The sequence below is a fragment of the Geodermatophilus obscurus genome (assembly GCF_900115395.1).
Taxonomy (GTDB): domain Bacteria; phylum Actinomycetota; class Actinomycetes; order Mycobacteriales; family Geodermatophilaceae; genus Geodermatophilus; species Geodermatophilus obscurus_B.
The window spans coordinates 47,977-69,717 of sequence record NZ_FOWE01000008.1; the positions used below are offsets into that span (position 1 = coordinate 47,977).

27 protein-coding genes are annotated in these 21,741 nt (G+C 76.1%); 13 read left to right on the forward strand and 14 right to left on the reverse strand.

The genetic code is table 11. From position 1 onward, the window contains the following. The first annotated feature begins 8 nt into the window (after positions 1–8). From BM165_RS16355 to BM165_RS16375, 5 genes are all read left to right on the forward strand, one after another. Entirely contained in the window at positions 9–629 is a 621-nt protein-coding gene (locus tag BM165_RS16355) for a hypothetical protein (protein ID WP_075014619.1), read from the forward strand. A 102-nt stretch (positions 630–731) separates the two neighbouring features. Next, entirely contained in the window at positions 732–1,001 is a 270-nt protein-coding gene (locus BM165_RS16360; RefSeq protein ID WP_075014620.1) for a DUF2277 domain-containing protein, read from the forward strand. Between the two features lie 100 nt (positions 1,002–1,101). After that, positions 1,102–1,635, forward strand: coding sequence for a hypothetical protein (locus BM165_RS16365; RefSeq protein WP_075014621.1), 534 nt, complete (start codon positions 1,102–1,104; stop codon positions 1,633–1,635). Between the two features lie 43 nt (positions 1,636–1,678). After that, complete coding sequence (locus BM165_RS16370; protein ID WP_075014622.1) at positions 1,679–2,185, forward strand: PGPGW domain-containing protein; 507 nt, start codon at positions 1,679–1,681, stop codon at positions 2,183–2,185. An 84-nt stretch (positions 2,186–2,269) separates the two neighbouring features. Then, entirely contained in the window at positions 2,270–3,460 is a 1,191-nt protein-coding gene (locus BM165_RS16375) for an FUSC family protein (protein WP_177225223.1), read from the forward strand. A 47-nt stretch (positions 3,461–3,507) separates the two neighbouring features. Here BM165_RS16375 and map read toward each other — a convergent pair whose 3' ends face one another. Together map and BM165_RS16385 are read right to left on the reverse strand one after the other, a co-directional pair. Further along, entirely contained in the window at positions 3,508–4,290 is a 783-nt protein-coding gene (gene map, locus BM165_RS16380) for a type I methionyl aminopeptidase (protein WP_244274280.1), read from the reverse strand. Between the two features lie 57 nt (positions 4,291–4,347). Next, on the reverse strand, positions 4,348–4,584 hold the full coding sequence (locus tag BM165_RS16385) for a hypothetical protein (RefSeq protein WP_177225224.1): 237 nt from the start codon (positions 4,582–4,584) through the stop codon (positions 4,348–4,350). A 178-nt stretch (positions 4,585–4,762) separates the two neighbouring features. On the opposite strand from BM165_RS16385, the gene BM165_RS16390 reads away from it, so the two are divergent. Beyond that, positions 4,763–5,308, forward strand: a complete 546-nt coding sequence (locus BM165_RS16390; protein ID WP_244274281.1) for a DUF6328 family protein — start codon at positions 4,763–4,765, stop codon at positions 5,306–5,308. Between the two features lie 118 nt (positions 5,309–5,426). Beyond that, complete coding sequence (locus BM165_RS26110) at positions 5,427–5,789, forward strand: PspC domain-containing protein (RefSeq protein WP_083427426.1); 363 nt, start codon at positions 5,427–5,429, stop codon at positions 5,787–5,789. Between the two features lie 69 nt (positions 5,790–5,858). Here the strand turns inward: BM165_RS26110 and BM165_RS16400 are convergent, their stop codons facing one another. Next, entirely contained in the window at positions 5,859–6,230 is a 372-nt protein-coding gene (locus BM165_RS16400) for a VOC family protein (RefSeq protein ID WP_075014628.1), read from the reverse strand. Between the two features lie 150 nt (positions 6,231–6,380). Then, positions 6,381–7,874 carry an HNH endonuclease signature motif containing protein gene (locus tag BM165_RS16405; RefSeq protein WP_083427461.1) on the reverse strand — a complete coding sequence of 498 codons (1,494 nt, stop codon included), beginning with the start codon at positions 7,872–7,874 and terminating at the stop codon, positions 6,381–6,383. A 546-nt stretch (positions 7,875–8,420) separates the two neighbouring features. Here BM165_RS16405 and BM165_RS16415 point away from each other — a divergent pair. Beyond that, positions 8,421–9,854, forward strand: a complete 1,434-nt coding sequence (locus BM165_RS16415) for a glycosyltransferase family 39 protein (protein ID WP_075014629.1) — start codon at positions 8,421–8,423, stop codon at positions 9,852–9,854. On the opposite strand, the gene BM165_RS16420 is transcribed toward BM165_RS16415, so the two are convergent. The 6 genes from BM165_RS16420 to BM165_RS16445 all read right to left on the reverse strand — a co-directional run bounded on the left by BM165_RS16420 (position 9,769) and on the right by BM165_RS16445 (position 15,890). Next, complete coding sequence (locus BM165_RS16420) at positions 9,769–10,533, reverse strand: glycosyltransferase (RefSeq protein WP_244274283.1); 765 nt, start codon at positions 10,531–10,533, stop codon at positions 9,769–9,771. The two genes, BM165_RS16415 and BM165_RS16420, sit on opposite strands and share 86 nt — an antisense overlap. After that, the gene (locus BM165_RS16425) at positions 10,530–11,387 is read right to left on the reverse strand and encodes an NAD-dependent epimerase/dehydratase family protein (RefSeq protein ID WP_075014630.1); all 858 of its coding nucleotides are present in this window, start codon (positions 11,385–11,387) and stop codon (positions 10,530–10,532) included. The genes BM165_RS16420 and BM165_RS16425 overlap by 4 nt, the downstream gene beginning before the upstream one ends. Then, complete coding sequence (locus BM165_RS16430) at positions 11,384–12,175, reverse strand: aldolase/citrate lyase family protein (protein WP_075014631.1); 792 nt, start codon at positions 12,173–12,175, stop codon at positions 11,384–11,386. The genes BM165_RS16425 and BM165_RS16430 overlap by 4 nt, the downstream gene beginning before the upstream one ends. Before the next feature lie 21 nt (positions 12,176–12,196). Next, positions 12,197–13,285, reverse strand: coding sequence for an ABC transporter ATP-binding protein (locus BM165_RS16435; RefSeq protein WP_075014632.1), 1,089 nt, complete (start codon positions 13,283–13,285; stop codon positions 12,197–12,199). Further along, the gene (locus BM165_RS16440; RefSeq protein WP_075014633.1) at positions 13,282–14,784 is read right to left on the reverse strand and encodes an ABC transporter permease; all 1,503 of its coding nucleotides are present in this window, start codon (positions 14,782–14,784) and stop codon (positions 13,282–13,284) included. The genes BM165_RS16435 and BM165_RS16440 overlap by 4 nt, the downstream gene beginning before the upstream one ends. Positions 14,785–14,867: 83 nt before the next feature. Further along, positions 14,868–15,890, reverse strand: a complete 1,023-nt coding sequence (locus tag BM165_RS16445; protein ID WP_075014634.1) for an iron ABC transporter substrate-binding protein — start codon at positions 15,888–15,890, stop codon at positions 14,868–14,870. A gap of 173 nt (positions 15,891–16,063) precedes the next feature. On the opposite strand from BM165_RS16445, the gene BM165_RS16450 reads away from it, so the two are divergent. From BM165_RS16450 to BM165_RS16460, 3 genes are read left to right on the forward strand one after another with little or no spacing between them, the layout of a single operon-like run. Continuing rightward, a complete protein-coding gene (locus BM165_RS16450) occupies positions 16,064–17,095 on the forward strand; it encodes an ATP-binding cassette domain-containing protein (RefSeq protein ID WP_244274284.1) in 1,032 nt (343 codons plus the stop codon). Further along, positions 17,092–17,940, forward strand: a complete 849-nt coding sequence (locus BM165_RS16455) for an ABC transporter permease (protein WP_075014635.1) — start codon at positions 17,092–17,094, stop codon at positions 17,938–17,940. Before BM165_RS16450 ends, BM165_RS16455 begins: the two co-directional genes overlap by 4 nt. A 43-nt stretch (positions 17,941–17,983) precedes the next feature. Next, a complete protein-coding gene (locus tag BM165_RS16460) occupies positions 17,984–18,421 on the forward strand; it encodes a GNAT family N-acetyltransferase (protein WP_075014832.1) in 438 nt (145 codons plus the stop codon). A 22-nt stretch (positions 18,422–18,443) separates the two neighbouring features. Here BM165_RS16460 and BM165_RS16465 read toward each other — a convergent pair whose 3' ends face one another. Further along, positions 18,444–18,983, reverse strand: coding sequence for a DM13 domain-containing protein (locus BM165_RS16465; RefSeq protein ID WP_075014636.1), 540 nt, complete (start codon positions 18,981–18,983; stop codon positions 18,444–18,446). 94 nt (positions 18,984–19,077) lie between these two features. Between BM165_RS16465 and BM165_RS16470 the strand changes: the two genes are divergently transcribed. Next, complete coding sequence (locus BM165_RS16470; protein ID WP_075014637.1) at positions 19,078–19,464, forward strand: PaaI family thioesterase; 387 nt, start codon at positions 19,078–19,080, stop codon at positions 19,462–19,464. A 26-nt stretch (positions 19,465–19,490) separates the two neighbouring features. Here BM165_RS16470 and BM165_RS16475 read toward each other — a convergent pair whose 3' ends face one another. Further along, entirely contained in the window at positions 19,491–19,727 is a 237-nt protein-coding gene (locus tag BM165_RS16475) for a hypothetical protein (RefSeq protein ID WP_075014638.1), read from the reverse strand. Between the two features lie 168 nt (positions 19,728–19,895). Between BM165_RS16475 and BM165_RS16480 the strand changes: the two genes are divergently transcribed. Further along, a complete protein-coding gene (locus BM165_RS16480) occupies positions 19,896–20,177 on the forward strand; it encodes a DUF427 domain-containing protein (protein WP_075014833.1) in 282 nt (93 codons plus the stop codon). 48 nt (positions 20,178–20,225) lie between these two features. Here the strand turns inward: BM165_RS16480 and BM165_RS16485 are convergent, their stop codons facing one another. Together BM165_RS16485 and BM165_RS16490 are read right to left on the reverse strand one after the other, a co-directional pair. Continuing rightward, entirely contained in the window at positions 20,226–20,648 is a 423-nt protein-coding gene (locus BM165_RS16485) for a hypothetical protein (RefSeq protein ID WP_075014639.1), read from the reverse strand. A 116-nt stretch (positions 20,649–20,764) separates the two neighbouring features. Next, complete coding sequence (locus BM165_RS16490; protein ID WP_075014834.1) at positions 20,765–21,736, reverse strand: hypothetical protein; 972 nt, start codon at positions 21,734–21,736, stop codon at positions 20,765–20,767. Positions 21,737–21,741 lie beyond the last annotated feature (5 nt).

Genomic DNA, 21,741 nt, shown 5'->3' on the forward strand with positions numbered 1-21,741 from the left:
GAGGACCGATGGCGAGCAACGACCGTACCGGGTACGACAGCGGCGCGACGGTGGGCGGCGAGGGGGCCTCCGCCACCCGCGGACCGGGCCGCGACGCCGTCGCCGCGCAGCGGGACCGCTTCGGCGGGATCAAGTGGGGAGCGGCCTTCTTCGGCTGGCTGTCGGCCAACGGGCTGGCCGTCCTGCTCATCGCCCTGGTGTCGGCGGGAGGCGTCGGCCTCGGTCTGGCGCAGGGCGTCGACAGCGTGGGCGAGGCGACCGACCAGGCCACCGGCATCGGCCTCGGCGGCGCGATCGCCGCCCTCGTCGTGCTGTTCCTGGCCTACCTCGCCGGCGGCTACGTCGCCGGGCGGATGGCCCGCTTCGACGGCGTCCGGCAGGGCCTGGCCGTGTGGATCATCGGCCTGCTGGTCGTGGCCCTGCTCGCCGTCCTCGGGTACGCCTTCGGGTCGCAGTACAACGTGCTGCAGCAGCTGAACCTGCCGCGCATCCCGGTCGACGAGGGCACCGCCACCACCGCCGGGCTGGTCACGCTGGGCGCGGTCCTGGTCGGCACGCTCCTCGGCGCGCTGCTCGGCGGCAAGCTCGGCACCCGCTACCACCGCAAGGTCGACCGCGCAGGCTTCTAGGAGGACCCTCCTGCCCCCCGCCACTCGCGAGCTCGCGGCGGGTCCCTGCAGGAGGGCCGTTCCCGCACCTCACCAGTCACCGGCCGTCCTACGCTGCGGCGCATGTGCCGGAACATCCGCCCGCTGTCGAACTTCGAGCCGCCGGCGACCGACGAGGAGGTGCAGGCCGCGGCGCTGCAGTACGTGCGCAAGATCAGCGGCGCCACGCACCCCTCCCGGGCCAACGCCGAGGCCTTCGACCGCGCCGTCGCGGAGGTGGCGGCGGCCTCCACCCGGCTGCTCGACGCCCTGGTCACGACGGCCCCGCCGAAGGACCGCGCCGTCGAGGCGGCGAAGGCCCGCGCCCGCTCCGCCGCCCGTTTCGGGAGCTGACCCACCGGGTCGTGCACGACCCGGTGGGCGACGGCGGGCATGGCCGCCGTGCGGACGGGTAGGTCTCGGGTCCACCTTCCCCGATCCGCAGGAGACCTCCATGGCCCGCAACACCCTGTCCCGCGCGCTGCACGACCTCGGACTGTCGGCCTGGTTCGGCGGCACGCTGGCCAACGCCGTCGCGCTCAACGCCGCCGCGGGTGCGGCCGGCAAGGACACCGGCCGCGTCGCCAACGAGGGCTGGAACCGCTGGACCCCGGTCAACGCCGTCGCCATCGGCACCCACCTGGTGGGCGCCGTCGGCCAGCTGATCGGCAACCGCAGCCGGGTGGCCCAGCAGGAGGGCGTCGCGAGCATGTCGGTGGGCAAGACGCTGCTGACCGCCGCCGCGCTGGGCGCCACCGCCTACAGCCGCTCGCTCGGCATGGTCGTGAACAGCCAGGACAACCCGTCGTCGAGGTCGGGCACCAAGCCGACCAAGCGCACGAAGGCCGAGATCGCCGCCGCGCAGGAGCAGCTCGACACCCTGCAGTGGGTCATCCCGGCGCTGACCGGCGCGCTGGTGTGGGTCAGCTCCTACGCCGGTGAGCAGCAGCGGCCCAGCGAGGTGCTCCCGGGCATCGCGCGTCGCTGACCGCTCCGTCCCGCACCACCACGCAGCACCTCTGGGGGAACCCGTGGACAGCACCGAGACACGAACCGTCACCTTCGCCGGCAACCGGGCGGCCGGTGCCCGCGACGAGGGCGCCGGGCACTCCGGCGGCTCGACCGTCTGCGCCGACTGCACCGACGGCCTGGGCAAGCCGACACCGGTCGAGCCGGACTCGTGGCGGGGACGGATCCGGGCCAAGCCGGGTATGCACCTGGCCTGGCGCGTCGGCGTCTTCGTCGTCGGCCTGCTGTTCGTGCTGCTCGGGGTGGCGCTGACGGTGCTACCTGGGCCGCTCACCATCCCACCGGTCCTGCTCGGGCTGTGGATCTGGTCGACCGAGTTCGACTGGGCGCGGCGGTTCTTCGCCGCGTTCCGCCGCAAGGCGGCCGCCGCCTGGCGACACGCCCGGCAGCACCCGGTCAGCTCGCTGGCGGTGACCGTCGGCGGTCTCGCGGCCGCGGCGGTGGTGTTCTGGGCGGTGGGCCACTTCGACCTGGTCGACCGGGCGAAGAGCGCCGTCGGGCTCGGCTGAGCCGCCCGTCCCCCGGCCGCCGTCCGCCTCCGCGGACGGCGGCCGGGGCGCGTGCGGGCCCGTGCGGCCGGGAGACTGGTGCCCGTGCCCGGACCGCGTGCCCTCCCGGCCCGGCTGGCCCGGCTGGTGCGGCCGGGACGGACCCCCGGCCTGCGCACGGCGAAGACCGTGCTGGCCGCGGTGGTCGCGTTCCAGGTGGCGACCTGGCTCGACACCACCAGCTCCCCGATCCTCGCGCCGCTGACCGCGCTGCTGGTCGTGCAGCTCACCCTCTACGAGACGCTGGCCACCGGCTGGGAGCGGGTCGCCAGCGTCACCGCGGGCGTCCTGATCGCGGTGCTGTTCGCCTCGGTCGTCGGGCTCACCTGGTGGAGCCTCGGCCTCGTCGTCGGCCTGTCGCTGATCGTCGGCCGGCTGCTTCGGCTCGGGCCGCACCTGGCCGAGGTGCCGATCAGCGCGATGCTCGTGCTGGCCGTGGGCGGAGCCGAGAGCGCGGCGCTCGGCCGGATCACCGAGACGCTCATCGGCGCCGGCGTCGGCGTCCTCGTGAACGTGGTGATCGCACCGCCGCTGTACGTCCAGCCGGCCGGTGAGGCCATCGCGGAGCTGGCCGAGCGCATGGCCGCCTACTGCGAGGACCTGGCGGCCGCACTGCGTGGCGAGTGGTCGCGTCGCGTCACCGACGACCTGCTCGACCGTGCCCGCGCGCTCGGCGCCGAGGTCACCCGGGCCGACGGCCGCCTCGCGCGCACCGAGGAGAGCGCTCGCCTCAACCCCCGGGGGTGGGTGGCCCGCGAGGCCCAGCCGCGGCTGCGCAACACGCTGACCGCGCTGGAGCGGGTGCACGTCACCCTGCGCACGCTCGCCCGCGTGCTCCTCGACCGCACCTACTTCGTGCCCGAGGACGAGGCCGGGCGCGCCTGGTCGCCGCCGGCACGGCAGGCGCTGGCCGACGTGCTGGTCACCGTGACGACGATCCTGCGCGAGGCCGGCGCGGTGGCCGCGGGCACCGTCCCGGCCGCGGGCGTCGACGCCGAGCGCCTCGCCGCCCTGCTCGACCTGCGCGCCCGGCTGGCCGAGGCCCTGCTCGTCGACCCGCGGGCCGACCAGGCCGCCTGGTCGCAGCACGGCACGCTGCTCGACGCCGTCGACCTGCTGCGCGTGGAGCTGAGCGCGGCGCTGCGCCCGACGTCGGCCACGTGGGCGCCGCCCCCGCTGGTCGGGGCGAGCCGGCGCGCGGTGCGCCGGGCGATGACCCGGCGCCGGCGGCGCTGACCCGGCGCCGGCGGCGCTGACCCGGCGCCGGCGGCGCTGACCGGCGCTCAGGGCAGGGTGAGGACCACCGGGCCGTCGTCGGTCACGGCGACGGTGTGCTCGACGTGCGCGGCCCGCCGGCCGTCGGCGGTGACCACCGCCCAGCCGTCCTTCTTGTGCCGGTACCGCTCGCCGCCGGCCAGCAGCATCGGCTCGATCGCCAGCGTGCTGCCGGCGTGCAGGCGCACCCGGTCCAGCCCCGCGTGCGGGCGGTTGGGCACGAACGGCGGCTCGTGCATCGAGCGGCCGATGCCGTGCCCGCCGTGGTCGGGCAGGTGGGCGTAGCCGTACCGGCGGGCGACCGCGTCGATCGCCTGCGCGACGTCGATCAGCGTGGCCCCGGGCACGGCCGCGGCGATCCCCGCGGCCAGCGCCTCCTCGGTGGCGGTGACGAGGCGGGCGTCGTCGGCGGACCCGTGCGACCCGACCTGCACCGTGATGGCCGCGTCGCCGTTCCAGCCGTCCACGACGGCTCCGCAGTCGATGCTGAGCAGGTCGCCGTCCTTGAGCCGCTGGCCGCTGGGCCGGCCGTGCACCACCACCTCGTTCGGCGACAGGCACAGCGCGCCGTTGTAGGCCGTGGGCGCCCAGGCCGGCTTGTAGCCGAGGAAGGACGACGTCGCGCCGGCCTCGCGGATGCAGGTCTGTGCCAGGTCGTCGAGGTCGCGCAGCCGCACGCCCGGGACCGCCGCCGCCCGCACCGCCGCGAGCGTCTGCGCCACCACGCGACCGGCGTCACGCATGGCGTCGAGTTCGGCGTCGGTACGGGCGGGCAACACAGTCAGGTCCACGTCCCCGACGGTACGAGACGGCGTGCTCGCCGCCGGCAGGGTCGCGGCGGCCCGCCGTCAGGCGATGCCGGGGCGGTGCACGTCGGCGGGGTCCGGCGTGCGGAAGACCGTGCCGACGTCGCCGGGGTCGGGTGCGAGTTCCGTCGTCGGCTCGTCGGGACGGTCGGTCTCCGCGGCGCGGTCGGGATCCTCCCCGGCGACGCCGAAGCCCTCGGCCGGCGGCGGCGCACCGGCTCCGGGATCGGCGGCGGCGATCTCGTCGGCCGGGCCGCCGGCGCCGGAGTCGGGGGTCATCGGTTCCCACATGGACGTCATGGCGGTGCAGTACCCCCTTGCCAGGCGGGCGCGTGGCCGGCCGGTGACCGGACGGGGGACAGCAGGTGACGAGGAGGTGTCGGCCGGGCATACAGCCGGGAACGGCGACGGGGCCGAGCGGCCCCTGGGGGTGCGACGGACCGGAGAGGAGCTGGGCATGGCCACGACGGGATCGGGACAGCGGGCAGGACGGGGCACGCGACCGGTGGTCGGGGACCCGCCCACCGGTGCCGACGGCCGGGACGAGACCCGGGCCGAGCGGATCGACCGGGAGCTGATGGAGCTGCTCAACGAGCTGCGCGTGGCGCTTCCCGGCGTGCAGTTCCTCTTCGCCTTCCTGCTGGTGGTGCCCTTCCAGCAGGCGACGGAGCGGGCGACGGACTTCCAGCGCGACGTCTACCTGGTGACCCTGGTGGCGGTCGTGGTGGCCACCGCGCTGCTCATCGCCCCGGCCGCGCAGCACCGCGCGCTGTTCCGGCAGCACGACAAGGAGGACCTGCTGCGGCGCAGCAACCGCTTCGCGTTCCTGGGCCTGTGCGTGCTGGCCGTCGCGATCGTCTCCGCGGTGCTGCTCGTCGTCGACTTCCTCTTCACGCTGACCCTGGCGCTGGTGACCGCCGGCGTCGTCGCCGTGCTGCTCGGCTGGCTGTGGATCGGCAGCCCGCTCACGCAGCGCGCCCGCGGATCCGCCTCCGGCGAGTGAGCCCGGGGCGACAGGGCCGTCCTGCGGATCCGTCTCGGCCCCGGCTGTCTCCGGAGGCCGCTCCGACGGGGACCTTGTCCCGTGTTCAGCGGCGCGTGCGAGAGAAAGGCTGCACGCCATGACAGCGAGCCCGTTCCCGGATCCCCCGACCTCCGCCATCCCGAACCCCGCCGAGCCTCCTCGACCGGATCAGCCGTCCTGGCCGCCGGCACCGCCTGTACCCGCAGCCGGGGTCACGCACCGTCGCCTCCTCCGCAGCTCCACCAACAAGGTGCTGGGTGGCGTGTGCGGCGGCTTGGCCGAGTACTCCGACACGGACCCCCTGCTGTGGCGCGTCGGGTTCGTCGCCCTGGCGGTGATGGGCGCCGGCATCCTCGTGTACCCGCTGCTGTGGCTGCTCGTGCCAGCCGCCGGCCCGGACGCACCGGGCGCCTCCGGGCTCCACGAGACGCTCCGGAGGGGACGGGCTCCCCGCTCCTGAGGCGGCCCACCGCACACGAGTGCAGCCTGCAGCTGTCCCGGAGCCCGGCCCGTGGCCGGGCCTCCCGGTTCAGTCGGGGGCGATCACCGAGAAGACGTTGCCCGAGGGGTCGGTGAACCAGGCGATGTCGGGGCCCTGTCCGCGCATGACCCCGTGCTCGTCCTGCGGGATCCCGTCGTATCGCTGGAAGCGCACGCCGCGCGCGGTCAACTCGCCGACCGCGGCCCCGACGTCGTCGACCTCGAAGTTCAGGACGGTGTAGCTGGCCGGGGTGGCCGTGGGCTGCTCGTAGACGAGGGTGTCCCGGCCGCCGGCCAGGTGCAGCCAGAGGTTGCCGTGGTCCTCGGACACGCGCAGCCCGAGCACCTCGCCGTAGAACTGCCGGGCCGCCGCCAGGTCGCGGACGGCGATGCCGCTGTACGCCTTCGTGTCGGTCAACATCGATGTGATCCCCTCTTATCGGCGCTCATGGGGTAGACGGCGTGAGCCCGGCGATCTCATCGCTCCGGAGCGGACCTCGATCCCTCCGCGCAGGCCTCCCTCTCCTGCTCGGGGACACCTGTGGAGGCGTGCGCGCTCCGCAGGACGTGCCTAGAACGGGGGCCGGTGGTCGCCCGGACAGGCCGGTGACTGTCCGGCGACGTCCGGTGGTGGGTCCGCAGTCGGCGCTGGTGGCGGCATGCCCGGTGGCCGGGTGGTCCTGGTGATCCCGGACGGTGTGGTGACGGTGAGTGTCCCGTCGGCACCCATCTCGAACCGCCAGCCGCGGGCGAAGGTCTTGAGGCGGTGGTGGGAGCGGCACAGGCAGCAGAGGTTGGCGCAGTCGGTGGCGCCACCTGCGGCGTGCGGGATGACGTGGTCGGTGTCGGCCCAGCCGATGCGTTGGCCGCAGGTGGGGAAGCGGCAGCTGCGGTCGCGGGTGCGTATGAACGCCTGCTGGGCGGCGGAGGGGGTGTAGCGGTCCTTCGCCGTCGGCCGGTCGAGCACCGCGCAGTCGCACTGCTCGTCGGGGTGCTGGGTGCAGCCGTGGGCGGCGAGCCGGCGCAGCCGGTCCAGCGTGCCGGTGGCGCGCAGGGTGCCGTCGTCGTCGGTGAGGGCCACGGTGACCGATCCGCCGTCGGGTGCCTGTACGCCGAGGGCGTCGAGCCGGGCGAGCAGGTCGCGCAGGTGTGCGGCGGTGATCGGCAGCCCGTTGACCGCACCGCACCCGGTCGAGGACCCGGCCAGCGAGGCGAGGGTGGCGGTGATCTGCAGGTGCGCGGTGACCGGCGGGCGGCTGTCGTCCCAGGGGCGCAGGATCAGGTCGGCGGCCACCTGGGTGTGCAGCTGCCCGATCGGGCGGGGATCGCCGTCGGCCTTGAGCATCGCCGCGAGTGCGTCGATGACCGCGTGGCAGGCCGCGGCCACCTCCGCGGGCAGGTCGGCGGTCAGTCTCGCCATGCCCTCGTCGGGGGAGGGCTCGAGGCGGACGTCGGCGTGGCGCTGTGCCTGCTCCCGGCGGCGCTCGGCCGCGTCGGGGTCCAACTGCAGCAGCAGTTCCAGCGCCCGCTTCCTCAGCCTCCCCGCGGTCAGCTGCACGGCCTCGGGCAGCAGCCGCGCCTCCACCCGCCGCGCCAGCCCCGGGTCGGCGTACTCCAAGACCTCGACCAGGATCCGCGCCCGGTACTCGTCCAGGTCCCCGGCGGCCAGCGCCGCCCACGTGCCCGGCAGCGACTCACGGAAGGTCCAGGCCCGGTGGGCCAGCTTCGCCGCCGCCACCCGCCCGCAGTTGAGCACCAACGCCAGCTCGGCGGGAAAGAACTCCGACACCCCCGGCAACTCGGGATCCGGCTTCCACGACCGCGCACCGGGCGTGCCGGGCGGCGGGTCGTCGCAGTCGGGGCGGAGCTCGGCCAGCCGCAGCACCAGCTCCGCCTCGTAGCCGGCCTCCATCGCCCGCCGTGCCTGCACCCGGGCCAGCTCGGCGGCCACCTGGTCGTCCGACAGCAGCTCCACCGGCAACCGCGACACCCGCACCGGCCGCGCCCCCAGCGCACCGGCCAGCGCACCCTCGAACCGCGACCCGCGGACGGCGACCTCCTGCACGACACCCAACCTACGCACGGGGTACGACAGAAACGTCGCTCTGAACAGCACGGATGCGTCCCAGCTCGGCGCAGATCGCGTCGGCCACGTCGTCGGGGTCCTCGTGCTCCCAGAACCGCAGCACCCGCCAGCCGGGGTCTGTGAGGACGGCGTCGGCGCGGCGGTCGCGGGCGGTGTTGGCCGCCAGCTTGGCCGCCCACCACCCCCGGTTGGCCTTCGGCAGGTGCCCACACGATGGGCAGCCGTGCCAGAAGCACCCGGGAAGGACCCCGTCCCCCTCACCCCTCGCACGCTCGGGGCGAGCCTCGGGACGGGGCCGTGGCCGCACGTCCACCGGAAGCGCACTCCCCGCGCGTGCAGCCGACGGCGCACGGCCATCTCGTGACGGGTGTCGCGCCGGCCCTGCCGGCGGAAGCGGGCGGCGACGACCTCCGACGACGGCGCCGGCGCGGGACCGGGGCCGGCCGTCGGGTCCACCACACCGCGCATGCTGCACCGCCGCACCGACACCCGCCGGCAGGGAAGGCTCGCCTACCCTCGCTCCCCGTGAGCACGACGGCGGACCGGACCGCGCAGGCACCGGCGTCCGCCACCGCGACGCGGCGCTGGTCCCCCGTCGAGCTGATCCCGCCCGCGGTGCTCGGCCTGCTGTGCGCGGTGCTGCTCGCTCCCGGCCACGGGTTCTGGTTCGACGAGGCGTTCACCGCCGAGGTCGCCCGCAGGCCACTGGCCGACATCCTGCGCGCGATCGCCACCGGCGAGGGCGTGACGAGCTACCTCGCCGACGTCCCGCCCTCGTACAACGCGCCGTACTACCTCGTCGTGCACGCCTGGGTGTCGCTGCCCGGGGTGGGCGGTGACACCTCGCTGCGGCTGTTGTCGGTGCTGGCAACCGCCGGCGGGCTGGCGTGCGTCACGCGCGCGGTCACCCGGCTGGCCGGCCGCCCCACCGGCGTGCTGGCCGGGCTGGTGCCCGCCTGCGCCCCGCTGCTGCTCGAGCAGGCCGTGGAGGCCCGCAGCTACGGGCTGGCGGTGCTGGCCACCGGCGGCGCGCTGCTCGGCCTGACCCGCTGGCTGCAGGACGGCCGCGGGCTGCTGCTGTTCGGCCTGGCCGGCGCGGGCATGGGCCTGGCGCACTGGTACGCCGTCACCGTCCTCGCCGCGTTCGTGGTCGCGGCGCTGCTGCTGCGCGGCCGGGCCGCCGTCCGGGTCGCCGTCGCCGGCACACTGGCCGCCCTGCCGGCGGCCGGGCTGGTCGGCGTCAACCTGCTCAACGGCACCGGGTCGCGCAACGCCGAGCACCTGCGCGACACCGGGGGCACGCTGGCCGACCTCGCCGTCGAGGCCTGGGCCGGCGGCCGCACCCCGCTGCTGTACCTCACCGTCGGCCTGGCCGTCATCGGCGCCGTGCGCGGCGCCGGGGTGCGGGTCGTCGGTGCCTGCTGGGTGCTGGTGCCCCTGCTGCTCCTGCTCGTCGCCGAGACCGTCCGGCCGGTGTACCTCCCCCGCTACCTGCTCGCCGGGCTCGTGGGGCTCGGCGTCCTCGCCGCCGCGGGCGTGACCGCGCTGCCCCGGGGCTCACGGGCGCCGGTGGCCGCGGCGCTGGTCGGACTGTCCCTCGTGGCGAGCGCACCCCTCGCCGTGCGCGAGCCGCGGGAGCGGTCGGACGACGCCGTCGCCCTGCTGCTGGGCGAGCAGCGGCCCGGCGAGCCGGTGGTCGCCGCCGACCAGCGGGCGGCCATGGGGCTCGACCACTTCGTCCGCACGTCCGGCCCGCGGCTGCGCCCCGACGTCGTCCTGCCACCCGCGGACGCCCCCGCCGACGCCGACCGCGTCTGGCTGGTCCGCCGCCTGGTCGACGGCGAGCCGGTGCCCACCGACGACGACGCGGTCCTCACCGGCGCCGGGTTGTACCTGACGCGGACCTGGGACCTGCCCGCCGTGAAGACCGACCTGGTCGTCCAGCTCTGGACCCGCTGACCCCGCGGCGTCGCGCCGCCCACGCCAGGGACCGCAGTGACTGCCGGAGCCGGGCCCGGGCGGTCCACGCCGACTCCCCCACCGGCCGGCGGTCGCGGGCGACGGGCACGCTGGCCAGCGGGGTCCCGGCCAGGCCCGCCGCGAGGACGACGCTGGGCGCCTGACCGCCGAGCACCGCGGCCACGACGGCGTCACGCACGGCGGGCCCGAGCGCGAGGAACGCGCCGGCGTCGGGCGGCAGGCCGGTGAGCGCGGCGGCGACCCGCCGGTGCAGCCCGCCGGTCAGCCGCCGCACCGGCGACTCGTAGCGGCCCCGGCGGCCGGCGAAGACCGCGCCGACGTCGCCCCGCGCCAACCGGTCGAGCAGCGCCGGCACCGCCTCGGGCGGGTCCTGCAGGTCGGCGTCGAGGCACACCCAGGCGTCGGCGTCCTCGGCGGCCAGCCCGGTGGCCAGCGCGCGGTGCTGCCCGACGTTGGCCGCCAGGGCGGTCACCGCGACGCGGGGGTCGGCCGCCAGCTCCCGGGCCACCGCCAGGCTGCCGTCCGGCGAGGCGTCGACGACCAGCCGCAGCCGCCAGTCCCGCCCGTCGAGGGCCGCGGCGAGCCGGGCGGCCAGCGGGCGCAGCGTCGCCTCGTTGCCGTACACCGGCACGACGACGGCGATCCGGGGACCGCTCACCCCGCCGCCCACGTGCGGGCCAGCCCCTCCTCGAGACCGACCGCCGGCGTCCAGCCGAGGAGCTCGCGCGCCGCGCGCGGGTCGCAGACCCAGTCGGCGGTGTCCCAGTCCCGGCCGGGGTGGGCGCCCGGCGCGGTCGCGACGGGCCGGCCGGTGACCCGCTCGGCGACGGCGACCAGCTCCTCCACCGACGTCTGCACGCCCGTGCCCACGTTGACCACCGCACCGGGCGGGAGGTCGTCGGCCAGCGCCGCCCGCACGCACGCGTCGACGACGTCACCGACCCACACCCAGTCGCGCCGGCTCACCCCGGCCGGCAGCGGCACCGTCGCCCCGGTGCGGGCGGCGGCGAGCACGACCGGCACCAGCCGGGTCGGGTGGTCCCCGGGGCCGTACACCTGGAAGGCGCGCAGCACCGCGGCGCGCACCCCGCGCTCGGCGGCGGCGGCCTGCAGCAGCAGCGAGCCGGCCGCCTTGGTGGCGCCGAAGAAGCCGCGCGGGCGCAGCGGCGCGTCCTCGGCCAGCGGTGCCCGCCCGGCCGCGTATTCGGTCGACGACCCGAGCCGCACGACGGCCCGGCAGCGGCCGGGCAGCGCGTCGACCAGCCAGGGGCTGGTGTTCACGGCCACCGTCGCGGCACGCTCGGCGGGGGTCGCCTTCGCCCGCCCCGCCGCGAGGGAGAAGACGACGTCGGGGTCGGCGGCCCGCACCGCGGCCGCGGCGGCGACGGGGTCGGCGAGGTCGACGTCGGCGCGGGTGAGTCCGGTGACCGCCCAGCCGTCGGCCCGCAACCGCGCCACCAGGTGCCGGCCGACGAAGCCCCCGGCCCCGGTGACCAGGGCCCGGCCGTTCACGCGGGGACGGCGACGGGGGCGGCCGCCCGCTCGACGGCGTCCACGAAGGCGGCCCGCCGCCCGTCGGCGGCCGACCGGTCGGCGCCGGCCAGGTCGGCGAGCGCGGCGAGCAGCCGCGGCACCTCGGTGAACGGGTCGCGCCCGGCCATGTCGGCGGTGAACGACCGGCGGAGGAAGGTGAAGTCGGTGCGCAGCCGGACCAGCTCGGCGGCCAGCAGGTCGCCCGGCACGGGGAACCCGCCGCCGGGCAGCGTCAGCCCGCCGACGCCGAAGGGCACGGGGACGGCGGCGCGGACGGCGTCGACCGTCCCGTCGACCAGCGGCCGGAACAGCTGGTCCGACCGCCGGTCGATGCGCAGGTCGTTCAGCCCCACGTAGACCCGCGACAGCGGCCGCCGGGCCAGCTCGGCAGCACGGTCGACGGCGTCCTGGGTCTCCACCAGGATGCCCAGCCCGCAGCGGCCGCCGACCAGGTCGAGGGTGCGGTCGACCTCGTCGGGCGCGCGCACCATCGGCAGCAGGACCTCGTCGGCGCCGGCCGCGACCGCGTCGTCGACCTCCCGGGCCGTCCACGGACCGGCCGCGTTGACCCGGCAGACCAGCCGGCCGTCGGTGGCCGCGCGCATACGGACGAGGTCCTCGAGGGTGTCGCCGTTGATCTGGGTGCCCTCGCCGGCCTGCCGGCGGTGCTTGCCGCGGCGCTCCCAGTCGACGACGATCCCGGCGGCACCGGCCGCGACGACGTCCCGCCCCCAGGCGGGGTCCACGGTGAAGAGGAACAGCTGCACGGGCGGTGAGCTTAGGCAGGCCTAAGTCGCCGTCGGCACCCCGGGTCGGGCCGGCGCGGTCGCGACGGGCGGGACGGTCGGCGCCGCGGCGGGGAACGGTACCGCCGGGCCGGCGACCACCACGGTGACCTCGGCCCCCTCGGAGGGCAGGTCACCGCCCTCGGTGCGCGCGCTGACCCGCAGCCCCGAGGGCAGCTCCAGCTCGATCCGGGCGTCGTGGCCGTAGAAGTCGACGCCGCGGACCCGTGCGCGCGTGCCCGGGCCGCCCGACAGCCGCAGCTGCTCGGGTCGCAGCAGCACCCGGACCGGGCCGTCGGCGCACGGCCGCCCGAGGGACAGCTCCCCCAGCTCGGAGGTGACCCGCCCGCCGGCGGCCTCGCCGTCGAGGACCACGGCCTCCCCGACGAAGGCGGCCACCTCGAGGTCCGCGGGCCGGGAGTAGAGGGTCCGCGGATCGGCAAGCTGCGCGAGCCTGCCGCCACGCACCACGGCCACCTGGTCGGCGGTCGAGAGCGCCTCGGCCTGGTCGTGGGTGACCAGGACGGCGGTCGCGCCGGTGGCCCGCAGCGCGTCGGCGACGGCGCGGCGGGTGTCCTCCCGCAGCGCGGCGTCGAGGGAGGAGAACGGCTCGTCGAGCAGGACGAGGGAGGGCTCGGGTGCCAGGGCGCGGGCCAGCGCCACCCGCTGCTGCTGGCCACCGGAGAGCTGGTGCGGCACCCGGTCGGCCAGCGCGGCGTCGAGGCCGACGAGCGCCAGCAGCCCGGCGACGCGCGTGCGGTCGCGGCGCAGCCTGCGGGGCAGCCCGAACGCGACGTTGCCGGCCACGCTCAGGTGCGGGAACAGCCCACCCTCCTGCGGCACGAAGCCGATGCCCCGGGAGCGCGCGGGGACGCCGCGCCCGGCACCGGCCACCACCCGGCCGCCCAGCTCCACGGTCCCGGCGTCGGGGTCGTCGAACCCGGCGACGATGCGCAGCAGCGTCGTCTTCCCGCAGCCGGAGGGGCCGAGCAGCGCGGTGGTCGTCCCGGACGGGACGTGCAGGTCGACGCCGGTGAGCACCGGGGTGCGGCCGTGGGACTTCACCAGGCCGGTGACGGTCAGCGCGCTCATGTGGTCAGACCTCGTCGGACGTCTCGGGAGAGCAGCACCGTGGCCGGTGCCGAGAGCAGGACCATGACCGCGGCGTAGGGCGCGGCGGCGCCGTACTCGAGGGCACTGCTCGCCGACCAGAACGCCGTGGCGAGCGTCTCGGTGCCCGTCGGGGCCAGCAGCAGCGTGGCGGTGAGCTCGGTGACCACCGCGAGGAACACCAGCGCCGCTCCCGCCCCGATCCCCGGGGCCAGCAGCGGCAGCGTCACCCGCCACAGCCGCGCGGGCGCGGAGACCCCGAGGGAGGCGGCGACGTCGTCGTGCACCGGCGGGGACTGCTCGACGGCCGCGCGCACGGTGACGATCGCCCGGGGCAGGAACAGGACGGCGTAGGCGGCCAGCAGGACCGGCACGGTCTGGTACAGCCCGGGCAGGACGCGGATGCCGACCGCCACCAGGGCGAGGGCGACGACGATGGCCGGCACGGCGCTGCCCAGGTAGGTGGTGCGCTCGAGCAGCGTGGCCAGCGGCCCCCGGCGGCGCACCGCCAGCCACCCGGTGGGCAGCGCCAGCACGGTGGTGACGGCCGCGGCCGCGCCGGCCAGGGCGAGCGTCGTCCCCGTCGTGCCGGCCAGGACCGCCCAGTCGACCCGCGCCGAGGTGCCGGTGAGGAACCAGGACACCAGCGCGCCGAGCGGGACCAGCAGCGACAGCCCGACCACGGTGGCGAGGACGAGCAGGGCCGGGCCGGTGAGCGCCCCGAGCCGGACGGGGACCACCCGGCGGGCGGCGCCGGCCCCGGTGCGGGCGTAGCCGCGGGTGCCGCGCAGCCGGACCTCTGCCAGCAGCAGCACCAGGCACAGCAGGACGAGGACACCGGCGAGCATCGTGGCGGCCGGGCCGTTGAAGGTGGCGCGGTACTGGTCGTAGACCGCCGTCGTGAGGGTCGGGTAGCGCAGCATCGCCAGGGCGCCGAACTCGGCGAGCACGTGCAGCGCGACCAGCAGGGTCCCGCCGAGGACGGCCACCCGCAGCTGGGGCAGCTGCACCCGCCGGAAGACCGCCCAGGCCGACAGGCCCAGACCGCGGGCGGTCTCCTCCAGCGCGGGGTCCAGCCCCCGGAAGGCGGCGACGACGGGCAGGTAGACGAAGGGCGCGTAGGCCAGCGACACGACCAGCAGGGCGCCGCCGTAGGTGTCCAGGCCGGGCAGCAGCGAGATCCACGCCGAGCTGCTGACGAAGGCGGGCAGGGCCAGCGGTGCGACCAGCAGCACGTGCCAGACGCGGCGGCCGGGCACCGTGCTGCGCTCGACCAGCCAGGCCGTCCCCACGCCCAGGACCGCGGTGACCGCGACGGTGCCGCCGACCAGCCGGACGGTGTTGCCGAGGAGCTCGGCCACCCGCGGGCGGAACACCAGCTCCGCGACGCCGCTCCAGCCGACCTCGGCGACGGCCACCGCGATGTGCACCAGGGGCAGCAGCGCGAGCGCGGCGACGGCCGCCGCCAGCAGCACCGTCACCGGCGAGCGCCGGGCCCGGGACGCGCGGCGGCGCCGCGACGCCGGGGCGGCCGGGGTCGCGGGGCCGGGGACGGCGGTGGGGCTCAGAGCAGCCCCACCTCCTGCATGAGCTCGGTGACGCGCTCCTGGTCGAGGGAGGAGGGGTCGACGGCCGGGGCGCCGAGGGTGTCCAGCGGCGGCAGCGCCCCGGCGGAGGGCACCCCGGTGCCGACGGCGTACTCGAGGGCGGTGCTCTCGGCCAGCCGCTGCTGCGCCTCCGGCGCGGTCAGCCAGGCGACCAGCCGCTGGGCGGCGTCCTGCTGGTCGGAGGAGGCCAGCACTCCGGCGCCGGAGACGCTGAGGAAGGCGCCCGGGTCGCCGTTGCCGAAGAGGTGCAGCCGCGCGTCGTCGCCCTTGAGGCCACCCTCGGCCTGGTCGCGGTACCAGTAGTAGTGGTACATCACCCCGGCGTCGATCTCGCCCTCGTCGGCGGCGACCATCACGGCGGTGTTGCTCTGGTAGACGCCGGCGTTGCGCTCGAGGCCCTCCAGCCACGCCCGGGTGGCCTCCTCGCCCTGCGTGGCGAGGACGGCGGCGACGATGGCCTGGAAGTCCGCGCCGCCGGCGGCGATGCCGATGCGGCCCTCCCACGCCGGGTCGGCCAGGTCCATGATCGAGGCCGGCAACTGGTCCTCCGTCAGCGCAGCCGGGTCGTAGACCAGCACGGTCGAGCGGGCGGCGAAGCCGGTCCAGGTGCCCGACGAGGGCCGGAACTGCTCCCCGACCTGGTCGAGGGTCTCCTGGTCCAGTGGCGCGAGCAGTCCCTCACGGTCGAGCACGGCGATCGAGGGGCTGTTCTCGGTGAGGAACACGTCGGCCGGCGAGGCCTCGCCCTCCTGCACGATCTGGTTGGCCAGCTCCGCGTCGTTGCCGTCGCGGAGCTCCACCTCGATGCCGGTCTCGTCGGTGAAGCCCTCGAGCATCGTGCGCACCAGGCTCTCGTGCTGGGCGCTGTACACGGTGAGCGTCTCGGGATCGGCGGCCCCCGCGCTGCCGCAGGCGGCCAGCGCCCCGGAGAGGCACACGGCGGTCAGCGCGGCAGCTGTCGCCCGGGCAGGGCTGGTCACGGGTCCTCCACGGGTCGCGGGACGACGGTCTCGTCAGCCGCCCAGGATAGGCACACCTAAGCAGGGCACCGCCCGCCGCGGTACCGATGAGTCCCGGGACGCCGGCCCGTCTGACCGTCAGACCCGTGCGGCACCGTGCGGGCACCCGACACGGGAGGCAGGAGGTGGAGCACGTGACGGCGTACGTCGGCGACACGGTGCCGGCCGGAGGGACGGCGCCCGGGGACGACGACGTCCCGGCGATCGAGGCGACCGGGCTGGTCAAGCGGTTCGGCGCGACGACGGCGGTGGCCGGCGTCGACCTGCGCATCCCGCGCGGCGGGGTGCACGGCTTCCTGGGTCCCAACGGGGCGGGCAAGACGACGACCATCCGCATGCTGGCGACCCTCGTCCCGCCCGACGGCGGGCAGGCGCGGGTCTTCGGCCACGACGTGGTCCGCGACGCCGACGCCGTCCGCGCGCGGGTCAGCCTCACCGGCCAGTTCGCCTCCCTCGACGAGGACCTCTCCGGCGCGGAGAACCTGCTGCTGCTGGCCCGGCTGCTCGGCTACTCCCGTGCCGCGGCCCGCCAGCGCACCGACCAGCTGCTGAGCGCCTTCGGCCTCACCGAGGCGGCCGGCAAGCAGGTGAAGCAGTACTCCGGCGGCATGCGGCGGCGGGTCGACATCGCCGCGAGCATCGTCGTCCGGCCCGACCTGGTCTTCCTCGACGAGCCCACCACCGGCCTCGACCCGCGCAGCCGCAACCAGGTGTGGGACGTCGTGCGGGCGCTGGTCCGCGGCGGGACGACGGTGCTGCTGACCACCCAGTACCTCGACGAGGCCGACCAGCTCGCCGACCGCATCTCCGTCATCGACGCCGGCCGGGTCATCGCCGAGGGCACGCCCGGGCAGCTCAAGGCGTCGGTGGGCTCGGGCACGCTGCACGTGCGGGTGCTCGACCCGGCCCGCCGGGGCACGGCCCGCGAGCTGCTCCAGCGAGTGCTGGGCGTGCCGGTGACCGAGGACGGCGACCCGGCGGCGCTCACCGCGCGGGTGCTCGGGTCCGCCCCCGCCGCCCGCGCGCTGACCGCGCTCGAGGGGGCCGGGATCGACCTGGCCCAGTTCGCGCTCGGCCAGCCGAGCCTCGACGAGGTCTTCCTCGCCCTGACCGGCCGGCCCGCCGAGGACGCCGGCACCCCGACCGCCCCGGAGGCACGGCGATGACCGCCCTGGACAGCGCACCCATCCGGCTCGCCGCACCCGACACCGCCGCGGTGCTCGCCGCGCTGGGGTCCGGCGAGCGCCCGAGGCCGCAGGGACCGATCGCCGCGTCGGCGACCTTCGGCTGGCGGACCCTGCTGCGGATCAAGCACGTCCCCGAGCAACTCTTCGACGTCACCGTCTTCCCGGTGATGCTCACGCTGATCTTCACGTACCTCTTCGGCGGCGCCCTGGCCGGCTCGGTCGAGGCCTACGTGCAGTTCTTCCTGCCCGGGATCCTGGTGCAGAGCATCCTGATGATCACCATGTACACCGGCGTCGCCCTGAACACCGACATCGAGAAGGGCGTCTTCGACCGGATCCGCTCGCTGCCGGTGTGGCGGCCCAGCGCGCTGGTGGGGGCCCTGCTCGGCGACGTCGTCCGGTTCACGCTGGCCTCGATCGTCGTGCTCGGCCTCGGCATGGCGCTGGGCCTGCGGCCCGGTGGCGGGGTGACCGGCGTGCTGGCCGCCGTGGGCCTGCTGCTGGTCTTCGCCTTCGCCCTCGGCTGGACCTGGACCTACCTGGCGCTCCGGCTCCGCACCCCGCAGGCGGTGATGGGCTGGTCGATGATGGTCCTGATGCCGCTGACGTTCGGCAGCAACATCTTCGTCGACCCGGCGACCATGCCCGGCTGGCTGCAGGCGGTCGTCGAGGTGAACCCGGTGAGCTCGCTCGTGAGCTCGGTGCGCGGCCTGGTGCACGGCGAGGTCGTCGGCTCCGACGTGCTGTGGGTGCTGGTCTGGGCGGTGGCCCTGGTGGCCGTCCTCGGCCCGCTGACGATGCGCCGCTACCGCGACCGCGCGTGAGACGCCTCCGAGCTCCCGGCGGGCGGTGCGCTACAACGGGCGGGTGACCCCCGTCCTGCGCACCGCCCGCTTCGCCGAACTCACCCCGTTCGAGGTCTACGCCCTGTGCCGGCTGCGGGTCGACGTGTTCGTCGTCGAGCAGGAGTGCCCCTACCCCGAGCTCGACGGCCGCGACGTCGAGCCGGCCACCTGGCACCTGTGGTTCGACGACGGCGGCGACGTCCTGGCCACCATCCGGGTGCTCGACGACGGCGCGACGCGCGCGATCGGCCGGGTGGCCACCGCCGCGGGCGCCCGGGGACGCGGGCTGGCCGCCCGGCTGGTGGAGGCCGGCATCGCGCTGTGCGAGGGCGTGCCCGTCACGCTCGGCGCGCAGGCGCACCTGCAGGGCTGGTACGAGCGGTTCGGATTCCGGCTCAGCGGCCCCGGCTACGTCGAGGACGGCATCCCGCACGTGCCGATGCGGCGCGAGCCCGCCTGAGCGCGGCTCACGACAGCGCGGCTCACGACATCGCCACCGCCTGCAGGTCGGCGGCCCCGAACGCGGCGTCGAACCGGTCGCACCAGATGACGACGCTGACCCAGCCGGTGGCCTCGACGCCCGCGGGGACCGGGTAGTTCTGGTCACCCACGTTGCCCTTGAGCACGCCCAGGTCGACGAACTCGTCGTCGAACGCGCCCTCCTCGCCGGCCGCGGGGTTCTGCGACAGGTAGACGTGGAGCGCCGGGCCGTTGGACGTCTCGAACCCCTCCAGCCGCACGACCGTCTGCCCGTCCGGCAGCCGGACGACCCGCGCGGTGCCGACGGTCCCGTGCTCGCGGGACACGAACGTCCCCGCGGCGAGGTCGACCGGCCCGGGTGGCGCGGCGGTGACCACGCCACCGTCGGCGGTCGGGGGCGCGGCCCCGGCCGAGGGCAGGCCCTCGTCGACCCGGTCGTCGTAGAAGAGCTTCTGCGGCTGGAACCAGACCAGGGTGACCACCCCGAGCACCACCACGACCGCCGCCACGAGCCCGACCCAGGTCCTCCGCCGCACCGACACGGCGGCGGACCCTAGCCGCGCGCCGTCGGTCCGGGAGTGGTCCCGCGCGCGGCGTCCGGGCGTGGGCCCCGGCCGGCGGGGGTACCGCCCAGGCATGGCGGACGACGGCGACGTGGGCGGCTTCGCGGGGCGGATCGGCGCCCGGCTCGACGAGGGCGAGGACGGCACGGCCACGCTCGTCTTCGAGGTCCGCGACGAGCACCTCAACCCCGCGGGGACGCTGCACGGTGGCGTCGTCGCGACGCTGGTCGACACCGCCATGGGTCAGGCGGTGCGCACGACCACCGAGGACGGCGAGGTGCCGGCGACCAGCCAGCTGACGGTGACCTACCTGCGCCCCGGCGAGCCAGGACCGCTGCAGGTGCGGGGCCGGGTGCGCACCCGCGGCCGGCACCTGACCATCTGCGAGGCCGACGTCGAGCAGGACGGCCGCTCGGTGGCGCACGCGGTGGCCACCTTCGCCATCCTCGACCGCCGCTGACCCCGGGGCCCGGCCTCCCCGAGGGCTCAGGCGGCGGGCAGCAGGGACGCGACGTCGACGACCAGGGCGCTGCCCTGCGGGTCGTCGTCGTAGACCTCGTCGTCGTCGCCGGTGCCGCACTGGCTGACGAGGGTGATGAAGAGGAACACGAACACGATCAGGCCGAAGAAGATGCCGAGCATCAGCGCGCGCCCCCGCTTGGGCCGGGGCGTCATCCCGCGGCGCTGGTCGTCGGGGTCGGGCGTGCGGGCGGCTCCGGACACGGGCGGGCTCCTCGTCGTCGGGGGTGGGGTGGCAGCGGGGTGCCGGGGAGGCGCCGGTCTGCGCTCCCCCGACACATGCCCACCCCACCCGGCGGTACTCCTGCGGTGGACCCCCGGATCACGCACGACGGGGTGCCGCGGGACACCGGCGGGGAGGACGATCGGGCCATGACCACAGCGACCTGGCACGGCACCGTCATCGCCGAGTCCGACGACATCGTCACCGTCGAGGGCAACGCCTACTTCCCGCGGGAGGCGGTGCGCGCGGACGTCCTGCGCCCCTCCTCGACCCAGACCACGTGCCCGTGGAAGGGCGAGGCGTCCTACTTCAGCCTCGAGGTCGACGGGCGGACCAACCCCGACGCCGCCTGGTACTACCCCGAGCCGAAGGACGCGGCGAAGGAGATCACCGGCCGGGTGGCCTTCTGGCGCGGCGTCGAGGTCCGCTGACCCCCGGCGAGGTGCTGGAACGGCCTCCCCGCAGGGGGGCCGGAACCGCTAGGAGGGCCGGTCCCCGGCGAGCTCGCGTGCCTCCGCGGCCTCCTGCGGGCCGAGGACGGCGGCGCGCTCCTGGCGCTCGATGGCCCGGTGGTAGGAGGTCCACGCCTCCGCCGGCGCGACGTCGAGGGCGGCGGCGATCTGCTCCCAGCTCGCCCCGCCGCGGAGCGCGGCGCGGAAGCCGATCAGCTGGCTGTCGTGGGCCTTGCGGGCGATGACCTCGCCGAGGGCGAGCACCTCGAGGGACTCCGCCACGTCGAGGGAGGTCTGCTGGGCGAGCAGGGAGGTCCAGTCGTCCTCGTCGCGCTCCGGTGCGGAGGTGCCGGACCCGGCACCGGAGTCCCGTCGGCTGAGGAAGTCCAGGCGGGTGGCGGCGGTCTGGAGCGAGAACTCCTGCTCCAGGACCTGGGGTGTGATCTGCATGCCCCGAGCATGCCCGGGGCCCGTTCCCGGTGAACGGGGAGCGACGGGGATCTCCCCGGACGGCGGAGGGCCCGCACCCGGTCGGGGTGCGGGCCCTCCGGAGAGTGGCGGAGACGTCAGCTGTCGACGCCCACGGCCTCCTTGGCCACCGCGGCGAGGGCGACCTGGGCGGCGCTGATGACGCTCGACCGGTTCTTGTGGGTCTCCTCGTAGCGGATGACCACGCGGATGTCGTGCGGCTCACGCAGCTTCTTGGCGGCCTCGGCGGCGGCCGACGTCGACAGCGAGTCGAAGCCCTTGATGGGCAGCTCGTCGGCGGAGACGTCGCCGAGCTCCTCGCGGGCGGCCTTGGCGGCCTCGGCGGCGTCGCGGTTGCCCTCGCGGCGGGCGATGCGCTCGGCCCGGCGCAGCGCGGCGGCCCGGCTGGCGGCGAGCGTCTCGCGGACGGCGTCGGTGAGCGTGCCGGCCTTGTCGGCCGCCTCACCGAGCCCGCCCTCGACCTGCGAGCGGCGCTGCGCCGCGGAGTCGAGCACCTCGTTGACCCGGTTGGCGACGAAGCGGTAGGGCGCGTTGGCGGCGCGGGTCGCGACACCGGCGACCTGCTGGAACGGCGTCGGCTGCAGCGCGGCCGGGCCGCCCAGGGCCTCCTCGGCCAGCACGACGGTCAGCCACTCGATGGTGGCCGCGTGGGCCTTCTCCAGCCCCTCGGCCAGGCGCTCGACCTTGGCCATGCCGGCCTTCTTGCCGAGGACCTTCAGGTAGGTGGCGCGGTCGTGCAGCTGGTGCTCGAGGGTGAGGTCCTGCAGGAGGGCCTCCTCGATCGGCGCGGCCTGCTCGACGGTGGCCTTGAGGACGGCCGACAGCCGGCCCACGAGCGGGGTGACGACGTCGGGCACGCCGCCGAGCTCGCGCAGCTCGGCGGTGATGAGGCGGGTGCGCTCGGCGGCGTTGTCGGCGTTCTGGGTGAGCTCACGACGCACGGCGTCGGTACGCGCCTGCGACACGCGGGTGCGGGCGATCTGCTCCTCGGTCTGGGTGAGCAGGACCAGCGCACGGAGCTGGTTGACGATCTTTGCGTGGTCGGTCACGACGG